This window comes from Afifella marina DSM 2698 (assembly GCF_900102695.1).
GTDB lineage: Bacteria > Pseudomonadota > Alphaproteobacteria > Rhizobiales > Afifellaceae > Afifella > Afifella marina.
Window position 1 is genome coordinate 624,107 of sequence record NZ_FMVW01000001.1, and the last position, 22,849, is coordinate 646,955.

Genomic DNA, 22,849 nt, shown 5'->3' on the forward strand with positions numbered 1-22,849 from the left:
CATCTCCCGTCGCCGCTACGGTCGATCACCGACGCGAATGCGGCGCTCCAGTTCTTCGTAATCGATCCGCGCCTCGGCAAGATGTTCCTGATCCTCTGCCTCCTCAAGACGTGCGATGCGCTCCAGCATCAGGGCGCGCGCTTTCTCGGGGTTTCCACGTTCGTAGGCGAGCACTCCGCGCTGGAACAGCATGTCCTGGACGCGATCGAGGTCTTTGTCGTTTTCTCCGATCTCCTGGACACGGATGAGATAGGGTTCGATGTCCTCGCGTCGTTCGAGCGCATGGAGGTTCTGGGCGATGTTGGTCAGAACGGATGCGAGAACGGACGCCGTCGGCCCATGAAGCCGCTCACCGATCGCCAGCACGGAGCGATTGATGGCCAATGCCTCCTCGTAGCGTCCCGCCTCGTGCAATTCATAAGCCTGGTCTTGCCTGAGGCCCGCACTCTGGTCCTCCGAAAAGGTTGCGAGCGTGTCGGCGATCAAAGCGGCTGCGCCATATTGATCGGCGGCCAAAGAATGCCATGCCTTGTTGCCAGGCAGCGTCGCATAACCGCTGGCGAGTTCCGCGTAGGTGAAATGGTCGTACAAGCGACGCTGCGGCGGACGGTCTTCGCCGATCCCGATCGCCATCAATTCGGCGAGCGGCTTGAGCCCGTCCTCGAATTCCATCAGCGGCGCTCTATTCACGATACGCCCCATCATGGACAGGATTTCCCGGCGCTGCCCAAGCAGGTCTTCGCGCTCGCCCGCATAGCTGCGTAAAACGCGCAGCGCCTGCATGGCCTCGGAGGCGCTGAAGCGTGCATCAGGATCGTCAAGGTGCCGACGCATGTCGGCAACGCGTTCCACGAAAACCTCATCGTTGTGAGGCGATACCTGCTCGAATTCGACATTGGCCCCAGCGGTCATGGCGTGCGTTCCGGGTAAAGTTGCAAAGAGAAGAGCGGACAGAAGAAGGACGAAACGGATCCCCCTGGCGAGGAAACGCTGGACGCTCTGCGCCGTTGCCGCCGGCGGCACGACGTTCGCTCCGCTCCGGTCATGTCCGATCATACGGTGCTTCCTCTGTCCAACCCACGAGACCTCACGATCCAACCTCACGATCCAGCGGCGCGATCCAACCTCACGATCCAGCGGCGCGATCCAAACTCGCGATCCAGCGGCGCGAGTAATTTGAACGATCGAGACAGGCGGAGCAAATTTCCCGCTCCGGGTTTGTTCGACGAACGAGAGAGCGCCAACGGGGATTAAACGATGCGGACAAGCCGTTCGTGAAAGGCGCGACGGCCAGTTTCCAGCTTGAGCATCATGGATGCGCAGCTGCCGCCTCACCTTCGCTCCCCACAAAAAAGCCCCGGCCACAGGGGCCGGGGCAGAGCTCCCGCAAGGAGCTTGAAATTCAATGAGCCGACGGCTGCGTCAGCCGGCGGCCTCTTCAGCCGAAAAGCTTATTTCGCGGCTTCGTAGAGCTCGGTGACGTAGTCCCAGTTGACGAGGTTGTCGAACCAGGCCTCGAGGTATTTCGGCCGCGCGTTGCGGTAGTCGATGTAATAGGAATGCTCCCACACGTCGACGCCGAGAAGCGGCGTGGCGCCGTGGACGAGCGGGTTCTCGCCGTTCGGCGTGTTCATGACGGAGAGCTTGCCGTCCTTCATCGCGAGCCACGCCCAGCCGGAGCCGAACTGGCCCTTGCCGGCATCGATGAACTTGGAACGGAACTCGTCGTAGGAGCCGAGATCGGACTGGATCTGCGAGGCGAGGCCGCCCGGCAGCGACGTGCCGCCGCCGCCCGACTTCATCCACTTCCAGAAATGGAGGTGGTTGTAGAACTGACCGGCCTGGTTGAAGAGCTTCGGGTTGTCGGTGTGGCTCTTCTTGACGATCTCCTCAAGGTCCATGTTCTCGTATTCGGTGCCTTTGATGAGGTCGTTCATCGTCGTGCAATAAGCGTTGTGGTGCTTATCGTGATGAAATTCGAGCGTCTCGGCCGACATGTAAGGGGCGAGTGCGTCGTAGGAATAGGGCAGGTCAGGCAGGGTGAATGCCATCGATCCATCTCCTTGTCTTGAGATTGCAGTCGGGTGCTTAGTCAACACGACCGGCCCGGGGCCGGTTCCAGGCTACATAAGGGCGATGGCCCCTTTGACAACGGCTTGCCGCAAGGGAAGGCGTCTGATACGGGCCGCGGTCGCCTGCTGGACCGCTTGTCCCGGCTTGGCCGCATCGCTAACGTCCCGGCGACCATCGAGCGGCCGAGGGAATCGAATCGGATATGGCGCAGAAATTCCACGTCCTGGGAGCACTTCTCGCTTCCGTGTGTTTTGCTGGAACGACCCAAGCATCTGAGTTTACAGGAATTTTGAGCGAGGCGGCGAGCGTCGCCGGCGAACGTCTGGGCGCCCCCCCGACAGGGGCGAAGACGCCCCTTCTGCGCCTGGCGCAGGCTGAGATCTCCGTCACTCCGGCGGAGGAGAGCGAGGCCACGGGCGGCGAAACGGCGCCGGATAAGGCTGCCGACACGGACAATGGTGCGGCCGGCGAGGAGGCCGCCCAAGAGGCCGCCGATGAGCCCGCCGATGGGCCCAACGACAAGGGTGGCGCGGCGGCACCCGCAGAGACGCAAAAGGGCGTCACCGACGGTGCGAAAAGCGACGCGCCGGAGGACGAAGCGCCGGAAAGCGAAGCCTCGGAGAGCGAGGCCTCAGGCAGTGCGGAGCACGCGCCAGCCGAGATGAAGGCGGAAGAGGCCTCCGAAGCCGGCGGCGCGCCTGCGACGGCCGAAAGCCCGGCAGAAGACGGTCTTTCGACGGAAGACGGTCTTTCGACGGAAGAGGGGGCCGCACCGGCCGACGAGGCGGTGCCGGCTGAGGCTGAGGGCGCGAGCACCGATGCGGCCTGTGCCGGGGCGGAAGAGGCCTTTGCCAAGGCGATCGGCGAGAACGGCGCGGATGCGCTTGAAGCCTATGTGACGGATTTTCCCGAGTGCAGCCTGAGCGACGTGGCGCGCAAGGAGATCGACCGGCGCGAGGCGGCGGCAGAGGAGGTGGAGCGCGTCTCGCGCGAAGCCGAAAGCCGCATCTCCGAGATGGAGAAAAAGCTTCGGGACGAAACCCGCAAAGGGGCTGCTTCCGCCGCGGAAAAGCAGGCGCCCTTCCTGGCGCTTGCCTGCGATACGCTGGCGGCCTCTCCGGAAGATCCCGAAAGGCCGGCCGATGTGCCGGGCGTGCCGTTTGCGATCCTCGATGCGCCCCGTGCGATCGAGGCCTGCGAGGCGGCGATCGCGGCTAATCCCGACGAGCCGCGGCTTGAGTTTCAGCTCGGCTATGCGCTCGACAAGGCCGGGCGCGACGAAGAGGCGATGGCGCATTACCGCAAGGCGGCCGATGCCGATTATGCCCATGCCTGGACGCTGATCGGTACGATGTACGATTTCGGCGAGGGCGTGCCGGAGGAAGATGAAGAGGCGATCGGCTGGTACCGCCGTGCGGCGGAGGCGGGCGATGCGCTGGCGCAGCGCTATCTCGGCACGAAATATCGGAACGGCGAGGGCGTCGAGGAGAATTGGGATGAGGCCGCGAAATGGTACCGCCTCGCCGCCGAACAGGGCGATGCCTTCGCGCTCAACGAGATGGGCTGGCTCTACGAGACCGGCCGCGTCGTCGAGCAGGACGACATCCAGGCGGCGACCTATTACCGGCAGGCGGCGGAGAAGGGCAATCGCACGGCGCAGCACAATCTGGGCCTTGCCTATCTCTATGGCCGCGGCGTGGCACAGGATCCGGTGACGGGCGCCCTGTGGCTGTCGCGTGCGGCGGAAGCGGGCGACACGGATTCGCAAAGCGAGCTCGCCGACCTCTACCGCGAAGGCCGCGGCGTGGACAAAGATCCGAAGCTCGCGCTCACCTGGCTGCGGCGGGCGGCGGATGCCGGCAACGCCTCGGCGCAGAACGAGCTCGGCCTGGCCTATGAGCGCGGCGAGGGCGTGGAGAAAGACATGGTCCAGGCGGCGCGCTGGTACCGCAAGGCGGCGCTCGCCGGCGAGGGCTCGGCGCAGAACAATCTCGGCGTTCTCTACCGCGACGGCAACGGCCTGCCGCAGGACGACGAGAAGGCGGTTTCGTGGCTGCAAAAGGCGGCCGACCAGGGCAACGCCGTGGCACTCGCCAATCTCGGCTTCATGTACATGGAAGGCGGCAATGGCGTTGAGGCGGACCCGCTGCGCGCCGCCAATCTGATGCTGGAAGCCTTGGCGCAGGGCGAAGACAGGGCCGAACGGCTCCTGATCGACGACAATGCCCGCGGCCAGCCTGCCGCCTTCCGGCGCGCCGTGCAGGAGCGGCTGCAGGACAAGGGGCTTTATAACGGCCCGATCGACGGCATTCTGGGGCGCGGCACGCAGGCGGCCTTGCGCCGCTTCCAGGAGCTGCGCGGCTGAGACGAATCCCGGGGCGCTTCGGCGCCTCGGATTTTCTTGTGAGCCCCGGGGTCTTTTTTGGGCCCCGGGGTTTTTTGTGCCCCGGGGTTTTTTGTGCATGCGAGCGCTCGGGCGATCGCCCGTGTCAGGTCCCGTCGGCGGGGATGAGCCGTGTCGTGGCGACGCCGAAGATGGCGGCGATGAACATGACGAGGCAGATCGCACCGAAGACGAGGCTGCCGGCAAAGAGGCCGAAGGCGTTCGACGCAAAGCCCATCGACAGAACGGCGAGCCCCGCCGTGCCGTAGCCGCCGAGGAAGAAGGTGGCGTTGACGGAGCCGAGGATTTCTTCCGGCGTGTGCCGATTGACGAGCTGGACGCCGGTATATTGCCCGACGCTCTGGGCGATGCCGGCCGCCGCCGCGGCGAGTGCGAAGAGCGGCAGCGACACGGAAAGTTCGCTCAAGAGCACGAGCGCGAGGCTTGAAAGCGCCAGCGCCAGGCTGAGCCAGGCGGAGCGCCACACCGTCAGTTTGCGCGCAAAGACGCCGCCCAAACCGCCTGAGGCAAAGACCAGAAAGGCGGCGGCGCCGGCTACGATCGGGCTGGCGTTATGGAGAAGATCGGCGAGCATGGAGGGCGCAAGCGAGATGAAGAGCGCAGAGAGCGCGAACGGCCCGGCAAAGATGACGATCGCCGTCACAAGGATGGGCCGGTTCTCCGCCGGCAGGCGCGGCATTTGCCAGATGCGGGCGCTCTGAGACGGTCGCCGGAGCGGCGGCAGATTGCGGGCGAGGACGAGAAGGAGCGCCGCGAGCAGGCCGGCGAGGAGGACGAAGACGAGCCGGCTCGGTGCGGGGGCGAAGCTTGCAAGCGCGCCGGCCGTCAGGGGGCCGAGGCCGAAGCCGAGAACGACCGACAAAGTGGCGTAAAGCGAGATATGGCCGATGCCGCGCCGGCGCCCGGCAAGGAGTATGGCCGCCGTGCCGGCACTGACGCAGCCGCCGGAGGCAAGCCCGATCAAAAAGCGCGCGACGCACAAGACGGCGACATTGGGCGCGAAGGCGAAAAGAAGCGCGGCCGCAACCGCAAGCACGAGCGCCGGCAGAAGCACGAGGCGCGGGCCATAGAGGTCGGAAAGCCGGCCGCAGCACAACAGCGCGAGTAAGACGCCGAGATTGTAGAAGACGAAGATGACGCCGATCGTGCCCGGAGCGAAACCCATCGCGTGCTGCCAGATCGGATAGATCGGCACCGGCGCATTGGCGGTCGCGAAGACGACGAGAACCGCCGCCATCAGGGCAAAAAGCGGCAGGGTGGGTTCTGCAGATGCGGCGGAAGGGGCGGCGGCACCGGCGGGGGTCGCGGCCGGCGGCTGGGACGAAGAGGGCATGGCGGGATCGTGCTCTGGCGGAGGCGGGCGAACGGACGTCCGCGGGAGATACAGCGGAGCTAGGGGGAGACGCCGCTGCGGCAAGGTTTTGGAGGCTGCGAGGCCTTGCGTGCCGGACCGGACGACCTTACTGGGCCGGCGCGCGCGCCCTGAAACGCATGAGACTTCTCTTGCACCTATGGACGCCAGGTTGCGCGGCCGCCTCCCGCGTGGCTGGTCGAGGCGTGGTCTTTTATAGGCGATGCGCGCCTTTATAGGCGAACTGCGGCAGGCGGAATTTATTCCTCATCTGCCGTCGTCAGCTCCCGTGGCGCCTTTTCGGCCGGCGCATTGCGGGGCTGAAAGCTGAGCCGCAGGCCGAGCGCTTTGGCGACCTTCATGATGGTGTCGAGCGTCGGGTTGCCTTCCCCCGAGAGAGCCTTGTTCAGGCCTTCGCGGCTGATGCCGGTGTCGCGGGCGAGCTGGCTCATATTGCGGGCGCGCGCGACGACGCCGAGGGCATGCGCGATGAAGGCCGGATCGTCGTCGGCTTCCTCCATCGCGGCTTCGAGGTATTCCGCGATCCGGATCTCGTTCGTCAGAACGTCAGCAGGATCGAACGGGCGCAGTGTTTCCTCGGTCATATCTGATCTTTCCACTTGTGAGCCAAGGCCTTCGCTTTCTTGATATCGCTGGCCTGGCTGCTTTTGTCGCCTCCGCACAGAAGCAGGATCACGACGGACCCACGCTCGATGAAGTAGACGCGGTAACCGGGGCCGTAATTGATCCGGAGCTCTGAGACGCCTCCGCCGACGGGCTTCACATCGCCGGGATTGCCCTGAGCCAGCCGTTCCACTCTGACGGTGATGCGCGCCGCGGCTCTGTCGTCTTTGAGGCGCGCGAGCCAGTCCATGAAAACGGGCGTGCGGAGCAGCTTCATCTGGCAAGTGTAGTGCGCGGGACAGAAATTGCCAACTGAAGTTATCAGGCGCGGCGTGGTCGGTCTGCCGGGGCGTCTCCGGGCGTCGGCCCGCTCGCTTGACTTTGGGGGCGGAAGGCCTAGCCTGAGGGCATCATGACCCGAGCGCTTCTTTCCATTCTGCGAATGCTCCAAGGCCAGCCCGTCACGGGACTGTAGCCCGAAGCTCGGCCGTTGCGCCTTCCGAGCTTCGGGGGTGCGCAGCGATTTTCCATGATCCGTCAGCTTTGATCTTTGACCCGGTCTGCGACCGGGACGATCGGCGATTTGAACGATCGGCGCGAAGGCGTTTTCTTCAAAACTCGTTTGCGTGGTCCGGCGAGATGTCTCGTCGGCCGAAGGGTCGTAACCATGTCTCAGATCGCCGAAAAATCCCAGATCATCCAGAAATCCGTCGTCCAGAAGTCCAGCGCCCGGAAACCGAAGGCTCTGCCGCGTCTCGTCATCGGCAGCGAAGATCATGCGCGCCTTTATGCGATCGCCAACGCCCTCGGCGGACCGCTCGCCGAGCTCGGCGAAAAGCTCCTGAGCGAGCTCGAACGCGCGCGGATCGTTCCTCAAGAGAAGGTCCCTGCCAAGACGGTGCGCATGGGCTCGACCGTTTCCTTCGCCACGAGCGACGGTTTCGAGCGGACCTACAAGCTCGTCTATCCCGAAGAGGCCGATGTCGCGCAGGCGCGCATCTCGGTGCTGACGCCGATCGGCGCCGCGCTCATCGGACTTTCGGAAGGCCAGACGATCCCCTGGGAGGCACGCGACGGCCGCGCCCTGTCGCTCACCGTCCTCAATCTCGCGGACGAGGGATGAGCCCGATGTTGAGCCGTGATGTCCGCGCCTGCGGCGGAGCGGAGGTTCTGAAATTCTGCACGTCTGGCCGGGCCGGCATCAGCCAGCCCGGCCGTGGGTCCTTCACAACACGACATAACCGGGACACCAGACATGCCAGATGCGATTTTTCCCAAAGTTACTCCGCGTGATTTCTCCATCCTCGAGAACCTGCTCGAGGCCCGCCTCGGCAGCGACGAGCTCCTCGTGGCCGCATTGCGACGCAAGCTGCGTGAGGCGCAGCTCGTCTTCGCCGAGGATCTGCCTGCCGATGTCGCAACGATCGATTCGCGCATCCTATTGCGGGTCGACGAGCGGCTGCCGGAGGAACGAACCCTCGTGACTGCCGCCCATTACATCCCGGGCGTGGGTCATCAGTCGATCGCCACCCCCGCGGCGTGATGTTGCTCGGGCTGAAGGAAGGCGAGAGCGTCGAGGTCGATCACCTCGACCGGATCGAACGCGTGGAGGTCCTGAAAGTCCTTTATCAGCCGGAGGCGGAACGCCGGAACTGGGCACGTATGACGCGCCCGTATCTGGTGCCCGTGCGAAGTGCCAAGGGCAAAAGCGGGTCGACAAGCGGGACGCCCTCCGGCGCAAGGCCGGGTGCCTCCAGCACGATGCTCATGTCTTCGCGTGACGACGATCCCGGGCCTGCGGCGGCCTGAGCTTCACGGGTCACGACTTCCCGGGTTCGGACTTTGAGGAGAAGCGCGCGAGAACGATTGCAAGGAAGCCTGAGAGCTTCGCGCTCATTCGCCGATCGCGCGCATGAAGAAGATGGAAGGGCCGCGCCGGCCCTTCCCAATCCGGCAGGAGACGCACGAGCCGGCCGGAGGCGAGATCGTCGGCGACGGCGCTTTCATAGCCGAGCGTGATGCCGAATCCGTCGAGAGCCGCCTGGTGGATCGCCCGCCAGTCGTTGATCGACAGACGGCTCGCGCTCGGCACCTCGACCGTCTCTCCGCCCTTCGAGAAGGGCCATTCGCGCCCGAGCGGCCCCGACCAGGGGCTGAAGCCGAGGCATTCGTGATTGCGAAGGTCCTCGGGCGTTTCGGGCGTGCCGTGTTCGGCGAGATAGGCGGGGGCGGCGCAGGCGACGAGCCGGTAGGGCGCGAGCGGATGGGCGAGAAGCGCGTGGGTCTGCGTCGCCTGGCCGGCCATTGGACCGGAGAGCGGACCGGAGAGCGGGCCGATGCGGAAGACGAGATCGAAACCCTCTTCGATCGGATCGACATAGCGGTCGCTCAAGACGAGGTCGCAGCTCACTTGCGGGTGGGTGCGGAGATAGGTGGTGACGAGCGGCACGAGCACCTGGGCGCCGAACGTCACCGGCGCGTTGACCCGCAACAGGCCGCGCGGCTCGGCCCCGGTTTCCGATGCCTGCGCTTCCGCGTCCGCGACCTCGGCGAGGATCGCCTTGCAGCGGTCGCGGTACTGCCGGCCGAAATCGGTGAGGCTGTGACGCCTGGTGGTGCGGTGGATGAGACGGGTGCCGAGCCGTTTTTCCAACGCCTCGACATGCTTGGCGACCATCTGGGGCGAGATGGAAAGGGCGGTCGCGGCCGCGGAAAACGAGCCGAGCTCGGCGACGCGCACGAAGACGGACATGCTTTCCAGCCGATCGGGCATTCGCCACTCACACTTGGGACAGGAACAACTGGAGAGGCATTTATCACTCCTGGTTGGTCACCGAAACTCGGCATCCTGATTTTCAGGAACCTGGTTTTCGAGGAGTGAGGCATGGCCTTTTACATCGTGACGATGACGCATCCGGACGGTCCCGGCTGGAACGAACATGTGCTGGAGCATGTGGAATATCTGCTCGACCTCATCGACGAGGGCACCTTGAAGGCGTCGGGGCCGCTGAAGGGCACGCCGCTTCGCGCCGGCTTCCTGATCATGGTCGCCGACAGCCGCGAAGAGATCGAGAAGATCGTGGCGGGCGATCCCTTTGCACGCGAAGATCTGATCGTGGACTTGACGATCGAGGAATGGGATCCGCTCTTCGGCGCATTCGGGGCGGAATCGAGCAAGGTGCTGCCGCCCGACATGAAGCCGCTCGCAGCCCGGCTCGGTTATGAATGAAAGCTCGGCTATCAATGAGGTGAGGGCGCGACATGCTCTATGAAATTGCGACGCTCTCCTGCCCTGTGCTGGGCGTCACCAAGGCGGCCGAAGGCGCGCGGCGATGGATCGGCGATGAGGACGCGCTCGGCACGCCGCTCGGCATGTGGCGCTCCGATATCGGCACGATCGGCGAGCTTTTCGTGCTCCGATCCTTCGAGGCGGAGGAGGAGCTGCGCGCCGAGCGCGAGCGCGCTTTGATGAGCGAGGACCCGTTCTTCAGCCGGGAGACGGCCAGGACGCTCCGGATGGAGAGTTTCGCGCCCTTCCCCTTCCTGCCGGCGATGAAGCCCCGGCAATATGGCGGTCTCTTCGAGTTTCGCACCTATCACCTGCGGCCAGGCGGGCTGCCGCGCACGCTTGCCGGCTGGGAGGCGGCGATCGGCCCGGCTGCGGCCTATACCGATCACCTCGTGACGAACCTTTACGCCTTGGACGGGCCGCCGCGCATCACGCATATCTGGGGCTTTTCGAGCCTCGAAGAGCGGGCGCGCCTGCGCGCCGAGCACTACGCCGCCGGTCTCTGGCCGCCCAAGGGTGGACCGGAGGAGATTGTCGAGGCGACCTCGACGATCGCCAAGGCGGAAGAGGGCTGGCCGATCGGGTAGGGCGATAGGTAGGGGTCGCGGATGACAAGGCCGGGCCGATGACCCGGCAAGGTGGCCATCAGACCTCGTCGTTAAAGCGCCGGCTGTCTTCGGGCGGTTCGGCCGTGTCGAGTGCCTCGCGAAGATCGGGCGGCAGCTCCCACGGATAGACCGCCTGGCGCTGCAACTCATCCGCGGTCACCTTGATCATCGACACCTCCTGCCGGACTTCGCCTAAAATAAGGGCCCAAAAATAAGGAAAGCCCGGCAGATCCGCAATCAAGCCGCGCCGGCCGATCACCGCGTGGGCTTCGGCCGGACCCGTGATCCTCACACAGCCGGGAGCGGGGCTTTTTCGGTGAGGCCCATGACCTTGAGGGCGAAGGCGTATTCGATGGCGACTTCCTTCAGGGCGTCGAAGCGGCCGGAGGCGCCGCCATGGCCCGCATCCATATTGGTGCGCAGGAGAAGGAGGTTGTCGTCCGTCTTCGTCTCGCGGAGTTTGGCGACCCACTTCGCCGGTTCCCAATAGGTGACGCGCGGATCGGTGAGGCCCGCCATGGCAAGAAGCGGCGGATAGGCCTGGGCCGTCACGTTGTCATAGGGCGAATAGGCGAGGATCGTCTGGTAATCGGCCGCGCTTTCGACCGGGTTGCCCCATTCGGGCCATTCCGGCGGGGTGAGCGGCAAAGTGTCGTCGAGCATGGTGTTGAGGACGTCGACGAAGGGCACGTCGGCGATGACGCCGCCGAAGAGATCGGGCGCCATATTGGCGACGGCGCCCATCAGCATGCCGCCCGCCGAGCCGCCATGGGCGACGATCTGCCCGCGTTTGGTGAAGCCTTCGGCCACGAGATGCTCGCCGGCGGCGATGAAATCCGTGAACGTATTGGCCTTCTTGGCGCGCTTGCCTTCTTCGTACCAGGCAAAGCCCTTGTCCTTGCCGCCGCGGATATGCGCGATCGCATAGATGAAGCCGCGATCGACGAGCGACAGGCGGGTGACGGAAAAGCCGGCGGGAATGGCGATGCCGTAGGAGCCGTAGCCGTAGAGGAGGCAGGGGGCGGAGCCATCGAGCGGCGTGTCGGCGCGGTAAAGAAGCGAGACCGGCACCTCCTCGCCGTCCGGCGCCTTGGCGATGATGCGGCGCGAGACGTATTTCGCGGGGTCGTGGCCCGACGGCACCTCCTGCTCCTTGAGGAGCGTGCGGGTGCGGCTCTCCATGTCGTAATCGAAGACGCGCGAGGGCGTCGTCGGCGAGGAATAGGAGAAGCGGATCGTCGTCGTGTCGAATTCGTAGCCGGGATCGAGGCCGAGCGAATAGGCCTCTTCGGCAAAGGCGATCTCGTGCTCCTCGCCGTTTTCGAGCCGGCGCACGACGATGCGCGGCAGACCGGCCTCGCGCTCAAGACGCACGAGATGGCGGGCGAAGAGGGCATGCGAGAGGAGAAGGCGCCCCGGCACATGACCGACGAGCGGCTGCCAGTTCTCCGGCGAAGGCGAGGCGACGGGCGCCGTCAGAATCTGAAAATCCTTGGCGTCGCCGGAATTGGTGCGGATGAAGAGCGTGCCGTCCGCCTCGTCGACATAATATTCGACGCCGTCGCGGCGCGGAGCGATGAGGACCGGCTCCGCCTCCGGCCGGTCGGCCGGGATGAGCCGCGTCTCGGAGGTTTCGTGCGTGTGGCAGTCGATGAGGATGAAATTGCGCGAATGCGTCGCGCCGAGGCCGACGAAGAAGCCGGGATCGGCCTCCTCATAGACGAGAACGTCTTCGGTGACCGCGGTGCCGAGCTTGTGGCGGAAGACTTTCGAGGGCCGGTGATTGGCATCGAGACGCACATAGAAGAGATGCGTGTTGTCGGCCGCCCAGACGGCTCCGCCGCTCGTATCGGGGATGACGTCGGCGATGTCCTCGCCCGTTTCCACATTGCGGATGTGGAGCGTGTAGAATTCCGAGCCGGCATCGTCGAAGGCCCAGGCGAGGCGGGAATGGTCGGGCGAATGTGCCGCGCCGGCGATCTTGAAATAGGCATGGCCTTCGGCAAGCGCGTTGCCGTCGAGAAGGATCGTTTCTTCGCCGCCCGAACGCTTCTGGCGCACGAAGAGGGGGTGCTGGCCACCCTCGATGTAACGCACCGCATAGGAATATGGTCCGTCAGGGGCCGGCACGGAGGAATCGTCCTCTTTGATGCGCCCCTTCATCTCCGTGAAGAGCTTTTCCTGAAGCTTTTCCGTGTCGGCCATCTGGGCGGAAAACCAGGCGTTTTCGGCCTCCAGATAGGCGCGGATCTCAGGATCGAGCACGGAGGGATCGCGCATCACCTCCTGCCAATTGTCGGCACGCAGCCAGTGATAGGGATCGTTGCGGGTGTGGCCGTGGCGGGTGATTTCATGCGGCCGCTTTGCGGCGCGCGGCGGGAAGGAAGAAATGTCGTTCATGGGCGCGAGGTAGGCCGGTTTGTTTTCCGGGGCAAGGGAATGGGCCACGCGGCGTTAACCGAGGGGCCCGCGGGCGCGATGGCGCCGACCTGCATTGCCCCTGCGGCATCCGCGCACGGGGCAGTGGATCGAAGACAAAGTCGAGCGTTGCGCGTGGAGAAACAAGCGCTCGGATAAAAGACCCATGACGTCAGCGTTTCCGCCGCCAGGAATGGCTGGAGCTCGGCGAGAAGCGCGATGTCTTGCGACACGTCCGCCGCCCGACATACTTGCGATCGCGCGATTTCGACTGTCGTCTGGATCACACTTCTGCGAGCATCGGCGGCGGCAGCTGGACAAGGAAGGCGTGGCTCGGTCTTTTTCCTGTCGCGATTTACCGGAAAGCATGGGTCATGCTTGAAAATCGCCGCTCTCTAAGGATTGCCAGAAGCGCCCAAATGCTTAGCTTGTCCGGCTGAGGCGGCAAAGCTGGCAGCTTGCCCCGCTCTGGATCGCCCGCTATCCGTTCCTGGTCCCGCGAACGTCACCCCGCTGATGCAAGAATCCCAAATCGACTGGACTTTCCTCGTCATGGCCGCCCCTTTTCTGGCGGCATTCGTGGCGCCGCTGTTGAAGCGGCTGTTGGGTTCTGGCGCGTCCTGGATTCTGGCGGCGGCACCGGCGGCGATGTTTGTCTATTTCCTTGGCCTGATCGCGCCGGTCGCGTCCGGCAGCGTCATCGCCAACGGCTTTGCCTGGGCGCCGTCGCTTCAGATCAATTTCTCCTATCGCCTCGACGGGCTTTCGCTGCTGTTTGCGCTTCTCGTCTCGGGCATCGGCACGTTCATCCTGATTTATGCCGGTGCCTATCTCAAAGGCCATGCGCATCAAGGCCGCTTCTTCTCCTTCATCCTCCTCTTCATGGGGGCGATGCAGGGGCTGGTGCTCGCCGACGACTTCATGACGCTCTTCGTCTTCTGGGAGCTCACCTCCATCACCTCCTTCCTGCTGATCGGCTTCGATCACACGCGTGAGGCGGCAAGGCGCGCGGCTCTGCAGGCGCTGGTGATCACGGCGGGCGGCGGGCTCTGTCTGCTCGCCGGGCTTTTGATGATGACCGGGCTCGTCGGCGTGCATTCGATGACGGAGGCGATCGCGCTCGGTTCGAGCTTTGCGGAGAACCCCTATTACCTGCCGGTGCTGATCCTGCTTCTCGGCGGTGCTTTCACGAAATCGGCGCAGTTTCCGTTCCATTCATGGCTTGCCAACGCCATGGAGGCGCCGACGCCGGTGTCGGCCTATCTGCATTCGGCGACGATGGTGAAGGCGGGCGTCTATCTGCTTCTGCGCGTCCACCCCTTCATGGGCGAGACGGTGCCGTGGATGACGATCCTGCCGCTCTTCGGCGGCGCGACGCTTCTCGCCGGCACGCTTCTGGCGCTGCGCCAGACGGATCTGAAGCTCATCCTCGCCTATACGACGGTCGCCTCGCTCGGCCTTCTCGTGATGCTGACGGGGACGAGCAACGAGACGGCGATTTTGGGCGCGCTCGTCTATCTTCTCGCGCATTCGCTCTTCAAGGGCGGCCTCTTCATGATGGCGGGCTCGGTCGACCACGAGGCCGGCACGCGCGACCTGCGCGAGCTCGGCGGTCTCGGGCTCAAAATGCCGGTCACCTTCCTGTCTGGCCTCGTTCTCGCCTGGGCGATGGGCGGGCTTTTCGTGACGCTCGGCTTCTTCGCCAAGGAAGCGATGTATGAGGGGCTTCTGCACGGGGAGGGCACGACGCCCGTGACGCTCGGCGTCGCCGTCGTCGGCAACGGCCTCATGTTCGCGGCCGCCTTCGCGGTCGGACTTTTGCCTTTCATCGGCAAGCGGCCGGAAAATTTGTCCGGGGCGCATGAAGGCCCGATCGGGTTGTGGATCGGCCCGCTCGTTCTCGCCTGTCTGAGCGTCGCCGGCATCGTTTTTGCGGCCTTCACGCAAGAGGCTCTGATCGGCCCGACGCTCGCCGCCGTCGCGGGGGCAAGGCCGCATCCGGATCTCTCCTACGCCATCCATGTGAACGAGGCTTTTGCCGCCTCCTGCGTCACCTGGGCGATCGGCATCCTGGCGCTTCTCGCCCTGCGGCCGGTGCGGCGCGGGCTTGCGGCAAGTCTGGATGCGATCGGCTGGGGTCCCGACCGGGGCTTCGACCAGCTCGTGAACGGGCTCACGAACGGCTCGGCCGCGGTGACGCGCTTCATCCAGAACGGCGATCTGGAACGCTATCTTTCCATCACCTTCACGGTGCTGGCGCTCGCTTTGATCGTGCCGCTTGTGGTCTTCGGCGAATGGCCACACGTGCCGGAGACCTTCGCGCTCGCGCCGCATGAATGGGCGGTGATGGGGCTTGCGGCCGTCGGCCTCGTCGCCGTCATCGTGGCGGAGAACCGGCTGACAGCAATCGTCTCTCTCGGCATCCAGGGCTTTGCCGTGGCGCTCATCTACATGCTCTTCGGCGCGCCGGACCTCTCCTTCACGCAATTCATGGTGGAGACGCTTTCGGTCGTCATCCTGGCGCTCGTGATGACGCGCCTGTCCCTGATGACGGCCGATCGGCGCAATTATTTCCAGCGCGCCAAGGACGGAACGATCGCACTCGCCTGCGGCATCGGCACGGCGGCCTTGCTCATCGCCGTGACCAACCAGCCCTTCGATTCGCGCCTGTCGGATTTCTTTGCGGAGCATTCGCGAACCATCGCCCATGGCCGCAACATCGTGAACGTCATCATCGTCGACTTCCGTGGTCTCGATACTTTGGGCGAGATCGCGGTCGTCATGATCACCGGCCTCGCCATTCTCGCTCTGTTGCGCTTCCCGGCGCCATGGCGGCCGACGAGAGCCGTGGAGGAGGAGAAGTGAGCACCGTCATCTTTCGCGCGATCGCGCCTTATCTCACGGCCTTGATGGTGCTGTTTTCGGTCTTCGTACTCTTGCGCGGCCACAACAATCCGGGCGGCGGCTTCATCGGCGGGCTGATCGCGGCCTCCGCCTTTGCCATCTACGGCATCGCCTATGGTGTGCCGCCGGTGCGCCGGGCTCTGCGCTTTCATCCGATGGGGATCGCCGGTTTCGGGCTCGTCGTGGCGACCCTTGCCGGGGTGCCGTCGCTGATCGGCGGCAAGCCGTTTTTGACGGCGCTGTGGGCCTATCCGAAGATTTTCGGCATGGAGGTCGCCATCTCCACCGCCACGTTCTTCGATATCGGCGTCTATCTCGTGGTTCTCGGGACGATCACCTCCGTGGCGCTGTCGCTGGAAGAAAGGGAGCGCTGATGGAAGGCCCGCTTGCGCTTCTCGTCGGCTGCTTTTTCGCATCCGCCATCTATCTGATGCTGTCGGATTCCTTGATCCGCATCCTGCTTGGCGTGACCATCCTCGCGAACGCCGTCAATCTTCTGATTTTCACGGCCGGGCGGATCGTCAAGGAAGTGCCGCCGATCATTCCCGAAGATGCCATGGTGCCGCCGATCGCGACCGCCAATCCGCTGCCGCAGGCGCTGATTTTGACGGCGATCGTCATCTCGTTCTCGTTTTTCGCCTTCCTGCTCGTTCTGGTGTTCCGCACCTATCAAGGGCTCGGCACGGACAAGACCGGGAAGATGCACATGGCCGAAGAGCCGGGTGATCCGGTTCCGCCCAGGGGCTATTGATGGCAGAGAGTGCAGGCCATGCAGCGGTGGACGTCGCGTCCGCCATGGTGACGGCGCCGATCGCGCCCTTGGACGCGATCATCGTCGCGCCGACATTGATCACCCTTCTTTTCGGTGCCGTCCTGTTGATGGCGCGCAAGCGCCCTGAGACGCAGGCGCCGCTCGGCATCGCCGGGCTCTTGTTGTTGACGGCGGCGACGGCCGGCATTCTGGCGCGCGTGGTGACGGGCGGGCCGCTCACCATGACCATGGGAAGCTGGCTGCCGCCCTTCGGCATCACCTTCGCCGTCGATGTGCTGGGCGCCTCCTTTGCCCTCGTCTCGTCGGTGGTGGCGCTCGTCGTCGGCGTCTTCGCAAGCCGCGGCCTGCGACGCGTGGAGAGCCGCTACGGCTTTTATCCCTTTCTTTTGTTGATGATGGCGGGCGTCTGCAACGCCTTCCTCACCGGCGACATCTTCAATCTCTACGTCTGGTTCGAGGTGATGCTGATCGCCTCCTTCGGCCTCATCGTGCTCGGCAATTCTAAGGAGCAGCTCGACGGCGCGGTGCGTTATGCCGTGCTCAATCTCCTGGCGGCCGCCTTCTTCCTGACGGCGACCGGCTATCTCTACGGTGCGCTCGGCACGCTCAACATGGCCGAGATCGCGATCAAGCTGCGCGAAGGCGTGCCCGGAATGCCGGTGAACACGATCACGGCGCTTTATATTCTGGGCTTTGGCATGAAGGCGGCGGCGTTTCCGGTCGCGTTCTGGCTGCCCGCCTCCTACCACACGCCGTCTCCTTCGGCGGGTGCGGTCTTCGCCGGGCTTTTGACCAAGGTCGGCGCCTATGCGCTGTTGCGCACGCTGATCATGCTGATGCCGTCGGAAGAGGCACTCTACGACACGTTCCTGACGGCGATCGCCATCGGCACGATGCTTCTCGGCTCGCTCGGCGCGATGGGACATTCCGATTTCCGCCGCATCCTCGGCTATCTCGTCATCTCCGGCATCGGCGTCATCCTGGCGGGGCTGGCGATCGGCACGGCGGAGGGGCTGGCGGGCGGCATCTTCTATGCCTTCCATTCGATGATCGTCATGTCGGCGCTCTATCTCGCCTCCGGGCTCATCGGCCAGCTCGGCGGCAGCCAGGATCTGCGCAAGTTGGGCGGGCTTTATGGCGCAAGCCCGCTTTTGGCCGGCCTGACGCTGACGCTTGTCTTTTCCGTCTCCGCGCTGCCGCCGTTTTCCGGCTTCTGGGCGAAGATCCTGGTGACCGAAGCGGCGATGGTGGACGGGCGCTGGTGGCTTGCCGGCATCGTCCTTGGCACGGGCCTCCTCAACGCGCTCGCGTCGGGGCGCGCCTTCACGCAGATCTTCTGGCGCGGCGGGCCTTCGGGCACGCCGGACGGCGCGGAGAAGAGCGTGCCGGGCGAAATCCCCGGCGAGGATCGCGCGGTGCTCTTCGGCTCGCTCGCCGCTCTGACCTTGATGAGCCTCGTCATCGGCCTGTGGCCGTCGCCGCTGATGCGGCTTGCGGAAGCCGGCGCGGCCGGGCTTCTTGATCCGACCCTTTATATTCGCGCGGTGTTTGGAGGCGCTTCCTGATGGTGCTGTTTCCCGTCAACGTGCTTCTGGCACTCGCCTGGGCCTCGATCACCGGCAGCTTCACGCTGCCGAACCTTCTCTTCGGCTTCGTGCTCGGCGCCATCGCGCTGTGGCTCATTCGCGAGCAGATCGGCACGCGCGGCTATATCGGCCGCTCGCTCAGGGTGATCAATCTGTTCTTCCTGTTCATCTATGAACTGGTCATGTCGGCGCTCAAAGTGACCTGGATCGTGCTGCAGCCGAAGATGCCGATCTCGCCGGGGCTGATCGCCTATCCGCTCAGGGTGAACCGCGATTTCGAGATCACGTTACTTGCCAATCTCATCACGCTGACACCCGGCACCTTGTCGGTCGACGTGTCGGAGGACCGGCGCACGCTTTACATTCATGCCATCGACGTGCCCGATCCGGATCAACTGAAACGCGATATCGCACAAGGCTTTGAGCGAAAGATACTGGAGGCGTTCCGATGAGTGCTACCGAGTTTCTCGAGATCTGTGTGGCGGTTTCGCTGGCGCTTCTCGTGCTTTCGTTTGCGCTGATCACCATTCGGATCGTGCGCGGGCCGACTTTTGCGGACCGGGTTCTGGCGCTCGACATGCTGGTGTCCGTCGGCATCGGTTTCATTGCCGTGATCGGCGTGAAAACTGGTTTCTATCTTTATATCGACATTGCAATTGCTCTTGGGCTCGTCGGTTTTCTTGCAACCGTAGCGTTTGCCCGCTTCGTGATGCATTGCGGAGACGTGCTCGGCGGCGAATCAGCAATGTGCTACGGCTCCGATTCGGAGAAGCAGCGATGAGCGGCCTTCTCGACGTCTTGGTCGGTGTGATGATTGTGATCGGGTCGCTTTTCGCAGTCGTTGCGAGCGTCGGCCTCTTACGTTTTCCTGACCTTTACACGCGCATGCACGCGGCCAGCAAAGCCGGAACCTTGGGCTCGGGACTGATGTTGTTGGCCCTTGCCTTAGAAGCGCCCCATTTAGACATCTTCACTCGCGCCGTGGCAGGTGTGGTGTTCTTCCTTCTCACCGCTCCGGTTTCCGCGCATCTCTTGGCCCGGGCGGCCTACCTCACTGGTGTAAAGCCGGTCCCTGAGACGGAACCCGATGACTATTCGCGGGCTATAGGGGTGACGCGGTCCGATCCGGAAGGCGAGCGCTGAAACAAAGACTGCCATCTTCCGTAAAAGCAGGATGGCGCTTTGTTGGCGAATTCCTATCTTTCCAGGAATGAGCGAGCGAGTGCTGACATAATTTCACACCTTCTTGTTGCGCGCGGTGAAACGCCGCTGAGATTGCTGTGATGTAAGGTTTTTTCTTCTTGTCAGACCGCGCCACCAGCAGTAGCAAGGCGCACTTGATGACTTGCAGTGTGTTGCTGCAAAGGTCACATAGCGAGGATTCAATGGCAGAGGCTATCCAGAACGACAACCTGATCGAGCTCACAGCAGACATCGTATCTGCTTATGTGAGCAACAACACAATTGCGGCTGGCGATATTTCCGGTCTGATCGGCAATATCTATCAGGCGCTGCAGACGACCGCCGATGGCGGCGCTGAGCCTGAGCCGGAGCCGCAGAAGCCGGCTGTGCCGGTCCGTCGCTCGATCAATCCGGACTACATTATTTGTCTGGAAGACGGAAAGAAGTTCAAGTCGCTGAAGCGTCACTTGCGCACGCACTACGACCTGTCCCCGGAAGAGTATCGCGAGAAGTGGGGCCTGCCGGCCGACTATCCCATGGTCGCTCCGAACTATGCGAAGGCTCGCTCGCAGCTTGCCAAGCAGATGGGTCTTGGCCAAAAGCGCGGCCGCCGCTAAACGACGTTTTCTTCCGAACGTGTCAGACGCCGGCCCTTACGCCGGCGTTTTACTTTTCCCGAACGCCGGCTCCCCCGCCGGCGTTTTGCGTTTCCCTGACGCCGGCTTTCCCGCCGGCGTTTTGCTTGTCATGGGCGCCGGCTTTCATGCCGGCGTTTTGCTTGTCAGGGACCGGGCCTGGCTGAGCCGCGCAAGGTCGCCGCTTTCGACGTCGAGCGCTGTCTTGAGCGCGATGTGGCGATTGAGATCGTAGCTCCAATGGCCGGCCCGGCCTTTCCTGCGTTCCGCGCGCAGGGCGCATTTGAGATGTGCCACGATGCTGCGCGCGCGCTCCATGTCATCTTTCCCCAGCTCTTGCGGCAGACGATGGATCAACCGCGGCAGGTCGCTGTCGCGGCGATAGGTGCCGGCGCCGCTTTTGGGCGCGGCGGTGCGCGTCGAGGCGGGGCGCCGTTGCGGGCGAGGGTGTCTCGCGGCCCCGTTCAAGAAGTGTGTCGCGTAAAAGCGCTGCGCATCGACCATGCCGGGAGCTCCTGAAGCTTTTGCGGCACGATCGCAGGGCCAGGAGCGGCGGGGATAAGTTCGGCGCCTCCCGGCGCGCCAAGGTGTGCGGTAAGCTTAAAAACATATCCCCGGTTGCGCTTCTTCGCAGTATAGGAAATAAATCCTATTAGCGGAGGAGGGGCCATGCAGAACCATTTTTACGACGATTTGCGGGGGCCGCGGGCGCGGTTGGGGGCATATCGGGGCGAGGCCGGCCGGGCCGCCGCCGAACTGACCTTCGTCAGAGATCGGGAGACGGATGCGGAGAGTTCCGTCTGCCGCTTCGCCGAGGCCACCCTCGGCGCGGTGTTCCGGGTCGGGCGACATGACTTGCGCCAGGCCGGACGGGGCGTCGCCCGCGTGGCACAGACGCGGCAGGCGGCGATGTATCTCGTTCATGTCGGCTCCGGCCTGACACTGACCAAGGTCGGCACACATTTCGGTCGCGACCGCACCACCTGTAACGCGCAAGAACGGTTGGCATGAGGCGGGAATAGGCGGGAATAGACGGGACTGCGCGGGAAAATCCTGCTCTGACGGGGAGTTAACGGCTCGAAGTCTCCGAAGGGAGACGAGCGCTGCGCGCAACATCAAATGGCAAAAGATGCGGACGGAGCGAGCCGTCGCGCAAGATCAAATGGCATGAGCGGATGGCTCAGGCTGCCACGCCGGTACGTTCGCCCAGGGCTTCGATCAGCAGCGCCTCGTATCGAGCAACCTCGATCAGATATACCAAGAAGTGCAAATTATATTCCCTCGCGATGGCAGACAGTCGGGCAAGCTCGTCCGCAAGCTCGCCGATCTCGTCGCGCATGTCTTGGGTTAAATTGGATGAAAAATCAGAGATCGCCATTCCGCCCTCCGAGATAATGCTTCACGAAAAAAGCATTAGCCGGAAAACAAAAAGAAAGCCTCACGAGATACTGCGAGTTTAAAGAAAGGCCGAGTGGCGTCTAGAGACGTGCTGGATAATGCAGGGGAGTGGGCCCTACCGGATCACGTGACGTGGAAATGGCCCTTCACGCGGCCGACGATGTGGAGATCGGGCAGCTCTGCGGGCGGGACAATCTCGTCGACATAGCCCTCGGTTTTGTTGTCGCTGCACAGCACGACCGAACCGTCACGCCGCAGCCGGACGCGTTTCACGAGCGCCAGACCGCCATAATTGACGGCGTAGAGTGCCTCGTCGACGACACTGTCGATCGAAGTATCGACGATCACCCAATCCTGGTCGCCTAATGTGGGCAGCATGGAGCGCCCTGCGACGCGGATCGAGCGCGCAAAGTGCGGGTTGACGCCTATCTCGCGCAAGTAGCTGGCGTCAAAGGCGAAAAAGCCTGTCACTTCCTCTATTTCCGCGACTCTTCCTGCTCCTGCCGACGCTTCTACGTCGAGACGGGGAACAAGCAACAGCGCGCCCGCCTCCAGTGCTTGTGGATCAACGACTTGCAACATCGGCCCCCCAGAATGTTCTTGCTGCGTTCTGGTGGCACTCTGACTCACATCCGATGCCGAGTCACGCGCTGTCTCCCCGTTGATGAGCCACTCAAGCGTAACGCCGGTGCTGCGCGCGATCTGTGCCGCCTTATCGATGCGGGGAAGAGACCCTTCCAGATAGCCTTGAAGGGTAGTCGCGCCGATTCCCACTTTTCTGGAGAATGCGGACACATTCCCGTCGGGCATGAGTTCTTTCAGACGATCTGCAAAGCCGGAACCTGCATCCATGCAAAGCGTAAACGCTGTTTACGAAACCGGAGCTTGAAGGAAAATCCCTTATAAGTGCCTGAAAAACAGGAGTTTTCGACTCCTGAGCCAGCCGACCAAGCGCCAGGTAACAGTAAACTGGGCGTATCTCCCATTTTTCCGTTGACCGATTAACGAAAAACCGTAGATTCGGCCCTAACGGACGTTAGACAAAACGTTAACGGACCTCCCAAAAAAGCCGGCTCTGTGAAGCCGGTTCAAGGAGCGAGAATGGCCAAGCCGAAGCAGCAATGGGACCGTTTCACGATCAAGGCCGAGGTGCAGCGGCGTGGCTACACGCTGACGCAGGTCGCCCAAGAAGCTGGCCTGTCCGAAAGCGCTTGCCGCGTCGCTCTTTACGGCACGTCCCGCGCTGGCGCTGAGGCGCTTTCCGCCTTCCTCGATGTGCCAGTGGGTGATCTCTTTCCCGGTCTCTATCTCCGCGCTCGATCCAATCGCCGCAAAGCTAACCCGGAAGGCACCCGTGAGTCGCGTCAAAAGCGTCGGCCGTCCACGGACAGTGCGAGCGCGCAAGCCTCATGATTCCGTCAGCCGCCTGCCGCCACCAGGACGAGGTGATTGCGATGCCGGAGCCAGAGCTTGCGATCGATCCAGGGGCGCCTGCCCATCATCTCCGATCCACACGCGAATGCGCGCGGTGGCGCATGCAGACGACGGCCCGGCTGATCATCGATCGGCATACGCGGAGGGCGGAGGCGAGAGAGATTGAAGCTG

Annotated in this window: 27 protein-coding genes; 16 read left to right on the plus strand and 11 right to left on the minus strand. The window is 63.8% G+C overall.

Annotated features, from left to right (window positions below; all coding sequences use genetic code 11):
* Positions 1–15: 15 nt before the first annotated feature.
* Together BLP76_RS02820 and BLP76_RS02825 are read right to left on the minus strand one after the other, a co-directional pair.
* Positions 16–1,056, minus strand: a complete 1,041-nt coding sequence (locus tag BLP76_RS02820) for a tetratricopeptide repeat protein (protein ID WP_092809352.1) — start codon at positions 1,054–1,056, stop codon at positions 16–18.
* Between the two features lie 395 nt (positions 1,057–1,451).
* Positions 1,452–2,051 carry a superoxide dismutase gene (locus BLP76_RS02825; RefSeq protein ID WP_092809353.1) on the minus strand — a complete coding sequence of 200 codons (600 nt, stop codon included), beginning with the start codon at positions 2,049–2,051 and terminating at the stop codon, positions 1,452–1,454.
* 224 nt (positions 2,052–2,275) lie between these two features.
* Between BLP76_RS02825 and BLP76_RS02830 the strand changes: the two genes are divergently transcribed.
* Positions 2,276–4,438 (plus strand): SEL1-like repeat protein, encoded by a 2,163-nt coding sequence (locus tag BLP76_RS02830; RefSeq protein ID WP_092809354.1) that lies wholly within the window; start codon positions 2,276–2,278, stop codon positions 4,436–4,438.
* 124 nt (positions 4,439–4,562) lie between these two features.
* On the opposite strand, the gene BLP76_RS02835 is transcribed toward BLP76_RS02830, so the two are convergent.
* From BLP76_RS02835 to BLP76_RS02845, 3 genes are all read right to left on the minus strand, one after another.
* Positions 4,563–5,810 (minus strand): MFS transporter, encoded by a 1,248-nt coding sequence (locus BLP76_RS02835; RefSeq protein ID WP_092809355.1) that lies wholly within the window; start codon positions 5,808–5,810, stop codon positions 4,563–4,565.
* A 278-nt stretch (positions 5,811–6,088) separates the two neighbouring features.
* Positions 6,089–6,433 (minus strand): addiction module antidote protein, encoded by a 345-nt coding sequence (locus BLP76_RS02840; RefSeq protein ID WP_092809356.1) that lies wholly within the window; start codon positions 6,431–6,433, stop codon positions 6,089–6,091.
* Complete coding sequence (locus BLP76_RS02845) at positions 6,430–6,729, minus strand: type II toxin-antitoxin system RelE/ParE family toxin (RefSeq protein WP_092809357.1); 300 nt, start codon at positions 6,727–6,729, stop codon at positions 6,430–6,432. The genes BLP76_RS02840 and BLP76_RS02845 overlap by 4 nt, the downstream gene beginning before the upstream one ends.
* A 390-nt stretch (positions 6,730–7,119) precedes the next feature.
* On the opposite strand from BLP76_RS02845, the gene rnk reads away from it, so the two are divergent.
* The 3 genes from rnk to BLP76_RS02860 all read left to right on the plus strand — a co-directional run bounded on the left by rnk (position 7,120) and on the right by BLP76_RS02860 (position 8,261).
* Positions 7,120–7,575: a nucleoside diphosphate kinase regulator gene (gene rnk, locus BLP76_RS02850; protein WP_092809358.1), complete on the plus strand. Its 456-nt coding sequence runs from the start codon at positions 7,120–7,122 to the stop codon at positions 7,573–7,575.
* Positions 7,576–7,707: 132 nt separating this feature from the next.
* Positions 7,708–7,995 (plus strand): GreA/GreB family elongation factor, encoded by a 288-nt coding sequence (locus BLP76_RS02855; RefSeq protein ID WP_092809359.1) that lies wholly within the window; start codon positions 7,708–7,710, stop codon positions 7,993–7,995.
* Positions 7,995–8,261 (plus strand): hypothetical protein, encoded by a 267-nt coding sequence (locus BLP76_RS02860; protein WP_092809360.1) that lies wholly within the window; start codon positions 7,995–7,997, stop codon positions 8,259–8,261. The genes BLP76_RS02855 and BLP76_RS02860 overlap by 1 nt, the downstream gene beginning before the upstream one ends.
* Before the next feature lie 10 nt (positions 8,262–8,271).
* Here the strand turns inward: BLP76_RS02860 and BLP76_RS02865 are convergent, their stop codons facing one another.
* Positions 8,272–9,225 carry a LysR family transcriptional regulator gene (locus BLP76_RS02865; protein ID WP_092809361.1) on the minus strand — a complete coding sequence of 318 codons (954 nt, stop codon included), beginning with the start codon at positions 9,223–9,225 and terminating at the stop codon, positions 8,272–8,274.
* Between the two features lie 111 nt (positions 9,226–9,336).
* Here BLP76_RS02865 and BLP76_RS02870 point away from each other — a divergent pair, with 111 nt between their 5' ends.
* Both BLP76_RS02870 and BLP76_RS02875 read left to right on the plus strand, forming a co-directional pair.
* Complete coding sequence (locus BLP76_RS02870) at positions 9,337–9,681, plus strand: YciI family protein (protein ID WP_092809362.1); 345 nt, start codon at positions 9,337–9,339, stop codon at positions 9,679–9,681.
* Positions 9,682–9,713: 32 nt separating this feature from the next.
* Positions 9,714–10,328, plus strand: a complete 615-nt coding sequence (locus BLP76_RS02875; RefSeq protein ID WP_092809363.1) for an NIPSNAP family protein — start codon at positions 9,714–9,716, stop codon at positions 10,326–10,328.
* Between the two features lie 58 nt (positions 10,329–10,386).
* Here the strand turns inward: BLP76_RS02875 and BLP76_RS02880 are convergent, their stop codons facing one another.
* Both BLP76_RS02880 and BLP76_RS02885 read right to left on the minus strand, forming a co-directional pair.
* The gene (locus BLP76_RS02880) at positions 10,387–10,608 is read right to left on the minus strand and encodes a hypothetical protein (protein ID WP_139163668.1); all 222 of its coding nucleotides are present in this window, start codon (positions 10,606–10,608) and stop codon (positions 10,387–10,389) included.
* Positions 10,609–10,637: 29 nt separating this feature from the next.
* Positions 10,638–12,749, minus strand: coding sequence for a S9 family peptidase (locus BLP76_RS02885; RefSeq protein ID WP_092809365.1), 2,112 nt, complete (start codon positions 12,747–12,749; stop codon positions 10,638–10,640).
* Positions 12,750–13,283: 534 nt separating this feature from the next.
* On the opposite strand from BLP76_RS02885, the gene BLP76_RS02890 reads away from it, so the two are divergent.
* From BLP76_RS02890 to BLP76_RS02925, 8 genes are all read left to right on the plus strand, one after another.
* Positions 13,284–15,632: a putative monovalent cation/H+ antiporter subunit A gene (locus tag BLP76_RS02890; RefSeq protein WP_092809366.1), complete on the plus strand. Its 2,349-nt coding sequence runs from the start codon at positions 13,284–13,286 to the stop codon at positions 15,630–15,632.
* A complete protein-coding gene (locus tag BLP76_RS02895; RefSeq protein ID WP_092809367.1) occupies positions 15,629–16,045 on the plus strand; it encodes a Na+/H+ antiporter subunit B in 417 nt (138 codons plus the stop codon). Before BLP76_RS02890 ends, BLP76_RS02895 begins: the two co-directional genes overlap by 4 nt.
* Entirely contained in the window at positions 16,045–16,422 is a 378-nt protein-coding gene (locus BLP76_RS02900; RefSeq protein WP_092809368.1) for a Na+/H+ antiporter subunit C, read from the plus strand. Before BLP76_RS02895 ends, BLP76_RS02900 begins: the two co-directional genes overlap by 1 nt.
* The gene (locus BLP76_RS02905) at positions 16,422–18,008 is read left to right on the plus strand and encodes a Na+/H+ antiporter subunit D (protein WP_200170623.1); all 1,587 of its coding nucleotides are present in this window, start codon (positions 16,422–16,424) and stop codon (positions 18,006–18,008) included. The genes BLP76_RS02900 and BLP76_RS02905 overlap by 1 nt, the downstream gene beginning before the upstream one ends.
* Complete coding sequence (locus BLP76_RS02910) at positions 18,008–18,481, plus strand: Na+/H+ antiporter subunit E (protein ID WP_092809369.1); 474 nt, start codon at positions 18,008–18,010, stop codon at positions 18,479–18,481. The genes BLP76_RS02905 and BLP76_RS02910 overlap by 1 nt, the downstream gene beginning before the upstream one ends.
* On the plus strand, positions 18,478–18,810 hold the full coding sequence (locus BLP76_RS02915; RefSeq protein WP_092809370.1) for a cation:proton antiporter: 333 nt from the start codon (positions 18,478–18,480) through the stop codon (positions 18,808–18,810). Before BLP76_RS02910 ends, BLP76_RS02915 begins: the two co-directional genes overlap by 4 nt.
* A complete protein-coding gene (mnhG, locus tag BLP76_RS02920; protein WP_092809371.1) occupies positions 18,807–19,172 on the plus strand; it encodes a monovalent cation/H(+) antiporter subunit G in 366 nt (121 codons plus the stop codon). The genes BLP76_RS02915 and mnhG overlap by 4 nt, the downstream gene beginning before the upstream one ends.
* A gap of 242 nt (positions 19,173–19,414) precedes the next feature.
* A complete protein-coding gene (locus BLP76_RS02925; RefSeq protein ID WP_092809372.1) occupies positions 19,415–19,828 on the plus strand; it encodes a Ros/MucR family transcriptional regulator in 414 nt (137 codons plus the stop codon).
* A gap of 144 nt (positions 19,829–19,972) precedes the next feature.
* Here BLP76_RS02925 and BLP76_RS19010 read toward each other — a convergent pair whose 3' ends face one another.
* A complete protein-coding gene (locus tag BLP76_RS19010) occupies positions 19,973–20,350 on the minus strand; it encodes a DUF6477 family protein (protein WP_244514393.1) in 378 nt (125 codons plus the stop codon).
* 165 nt (positions 20,351–20,515) lie between these two features.
* Here BLP76_RS19010 and BLP76_RS02935 point away from each other — a divergent pair, with 165 nt between their 5' ends.
* Positions 20,516–20,857, plus strand: coding sequence for a helix-turn-helix domain-containing protein (locus BLP76_RS02935; RefSeq protein WP_092809373.1), 342 nt, complete (start codon positions 20,516–20,518; stop codon positions 20,855–20,857).
* A 169-nt stretch (positions 20,858–21,026) separates the two neighbouring features.
* On the opposite strand, the gene BLP76_RS02940 is transcribed toward BLP76_RS02935, so the two are convergent.
* Complete coding sequence (locus tag BLP76_RS02940) at positions 21,027–21,224, minus strand: hypothetical protein (protein WP_092809374.1); 198 nt, start codon at positions 21,222–21,224, stop codon at positions 21,027–21,029.
* A gap of 143 nt (positions 21,225–21,367) precedes the next feature.
* On the minus strand, positions 21,368–22,096 hold the full coding sequence (locus BLP76_RS19015; protein ID WP_244514394.1) for a S24 family peptidase: 729 nt from the start codon (positions 22,094–22,096) through the stop codon (positions 21,368–21,370).
* Between the two features lie 249 nt (positions 22,097–22,345).
* Between BLP76_RS19015 and BLP76_RS02950 the strand changes: the two genes are divergently transcribed.
* Complete coding sequence (locus tag BLP76_RS02950; protein WP_092809375.1) at positions 22,346–22,657, plus strand: helix-turn-helix domain-containing protein; 312 nt, start codon at positions 22,346–22,348, stop codon at positions 22,655–22,657.
* Positions 22,658–22,849 lie beyond the last annotated feature (192 nt).

Coding starts and splice junctions, on each gene's coding strand:
- BLP76_RS02855 (WP_092809359.1), top strand. CDS start 7,708: ATGCCAGATGCGATTTTTCCCAAAGTTACTCCGCGTGATTTCTCCATC.
- mnhG (WP_092809371.1), top strand. CDS start 18,807: ATGAGCGGCCTTCTCGACGTCTTGGTCGGTGTGATGATTGTGATCGGG.
- BLP76_RS02915 (WP_092809370.1), top strand. CDS start 18,478: ATGAGTGCTACCGAGTTTCTCGAGATCTGTGTGGCGGTTTCGCTGGCG.
- BLP76_RS02835 (WP_092809355.1), bottom strand. CDS start 5,810: ATGCCCTCTTCGTCCCAGCCGCCGGCCGCGACCCCCGCCGGTGCCGCC.
- BLP76_RS02950 (WP_092809375.1), top strand. CDS start 22,346: ATGGCCAAGCCGAAGCAGCAATGGGACCGTTTCACGATCAAGGCCGAG.
- BLP76_RS02925 (WP_092809372.1), top strand. CDS start 19,415: ATGGCAGAGGCTATCCAGAACGACAACCTGATCGAGCTCACAGCAGAC.
- BLP76_RS02890 (WP_092809366.1), top strand. CDS start 13,284: ATGCAAGAATCCCAAATCGACTGGACTTTCCTCGTCATGGCCGCCCCT.
- BLP76_RS02910 (WP_092809369.1), top strand. CDS start 18,008: ATGGTGCTGTTTCCCGTCAACGTGCTTCTGGCACTCGCCTGGGCCTCG.
- BLP76_RS19010 (WP_244514393.1), bottom strand. CDS start 20,350: ATGGTCGATGCGCAGCGCTTTTACGCGACACACTTCTTGAACGGGGCC.
- BLP76_RS02825 (WP_092809353.1), bottom strand. CDS start 2,051: ATGGCATTCACCCTGCCTGACCTGCCCTATTCCTACGACGCACTCGCC.
- BLP76_RS02935 (WP_092809373.1), top strand. CDS start 20,516: ATGCAGAACCATTTTTACGACGATTTGCGGGGGCCGCGGGCGCGGTTG.
- BLP76_RS02905 (WP_200170623.1), top strand. CDS start 16,422: ATGGCAGAGAGTGCAGGCCATGCAGCGGTGGACGTCGCGTCCGCCATG.
- BLP76_RS02870 (WP_092809362.1), top strand. CDS start 9,337: ATGGCCTTTTACATCGTGACGATGACGCATCCGGACGGTCCCGGCTGG.
- BLP76_RS02830 (WP_092809354.1), top strand. CDS start 2,276: ATGGCGCAGAAATTCCACGTCCTGGGAGCACTTCTCGCTTCCGTGTGT.
- BLP76_RS02820 (WP_092809352.1), bottom strand. CDS start 1,056: ATGATCGGACATGACCGGAGCGGAGCGAACGTCGTGCCGCCGGCGGCA.
- BLP76_RS19015 (WP_244514394.1), bottom strand. CDS start 22,096: ATGGATGCAGGTTCCGGCTTTGCAGATCGTCTGAAAGAACTCATGCCC.
- BLP76_RS02875 (WP_092809363.1), top strand. CDS start 9,714: ATGCTCTATGAAATTGCGACGCTCTCCTGCCCTGTGCTGGGCGTCACC.
- BLP76_RS02860 (WP_092809360.1), top strand. CDS start 7,995: ATGTTGCTCGGGCTGAAGGAAGGCGAGAGCGTCGAGGTCGATCACCTC.
- BLP76_RS02845 (WP_092809357.1), bottom strand. CDS start 6,729: ATGAAGCTGCTCCGCACGCCCGTTTTCATGGACTGGCTCGCGCGCCTC.
- BLP76_RS02885 (WP_092809365.1), bottom strand. CDS start 12,749: ATGAACGACATTTCTTCCTTCCCGCCGCGCGCCGCAAAGCGGCCGCAT.
- BLP76_RS02940 (WP_092809374.1), bottom strand. CDS start 21,224: ATGGCGATCTCTGATTTTTCATCCAATTTAACCCAAGACATGCGCGAC.
- rnk (WP_092809358.1), top strand. CDS start 7,120: ATGTCTCAGATCGCCGAAAAATCCCAGATCATCCAGAAATCCGTCGTC.
- BLP76_RS02900 (WP_092809368.1), top strand. CDS start 16,045: ATGGAAGGCCCGCTTGCGCTTCTCGTCGGCTGCTTTTTCGCATCCGCC.
- BLP76_RS02840 (WP_092809356.1), bottom strand. CDS start 6,433: ATGACCGAGGAAACACTGCGCCCGTTCGATCCTGCTGACGTTCTGACG.
- BLP76_RS02865 (WP_092809361.1), bottom strand. CDS start 9,225: ATGCCCGATCGGCTGGAAAGCATGTCCGTCTTCGTGCGCGTCGCCGAG.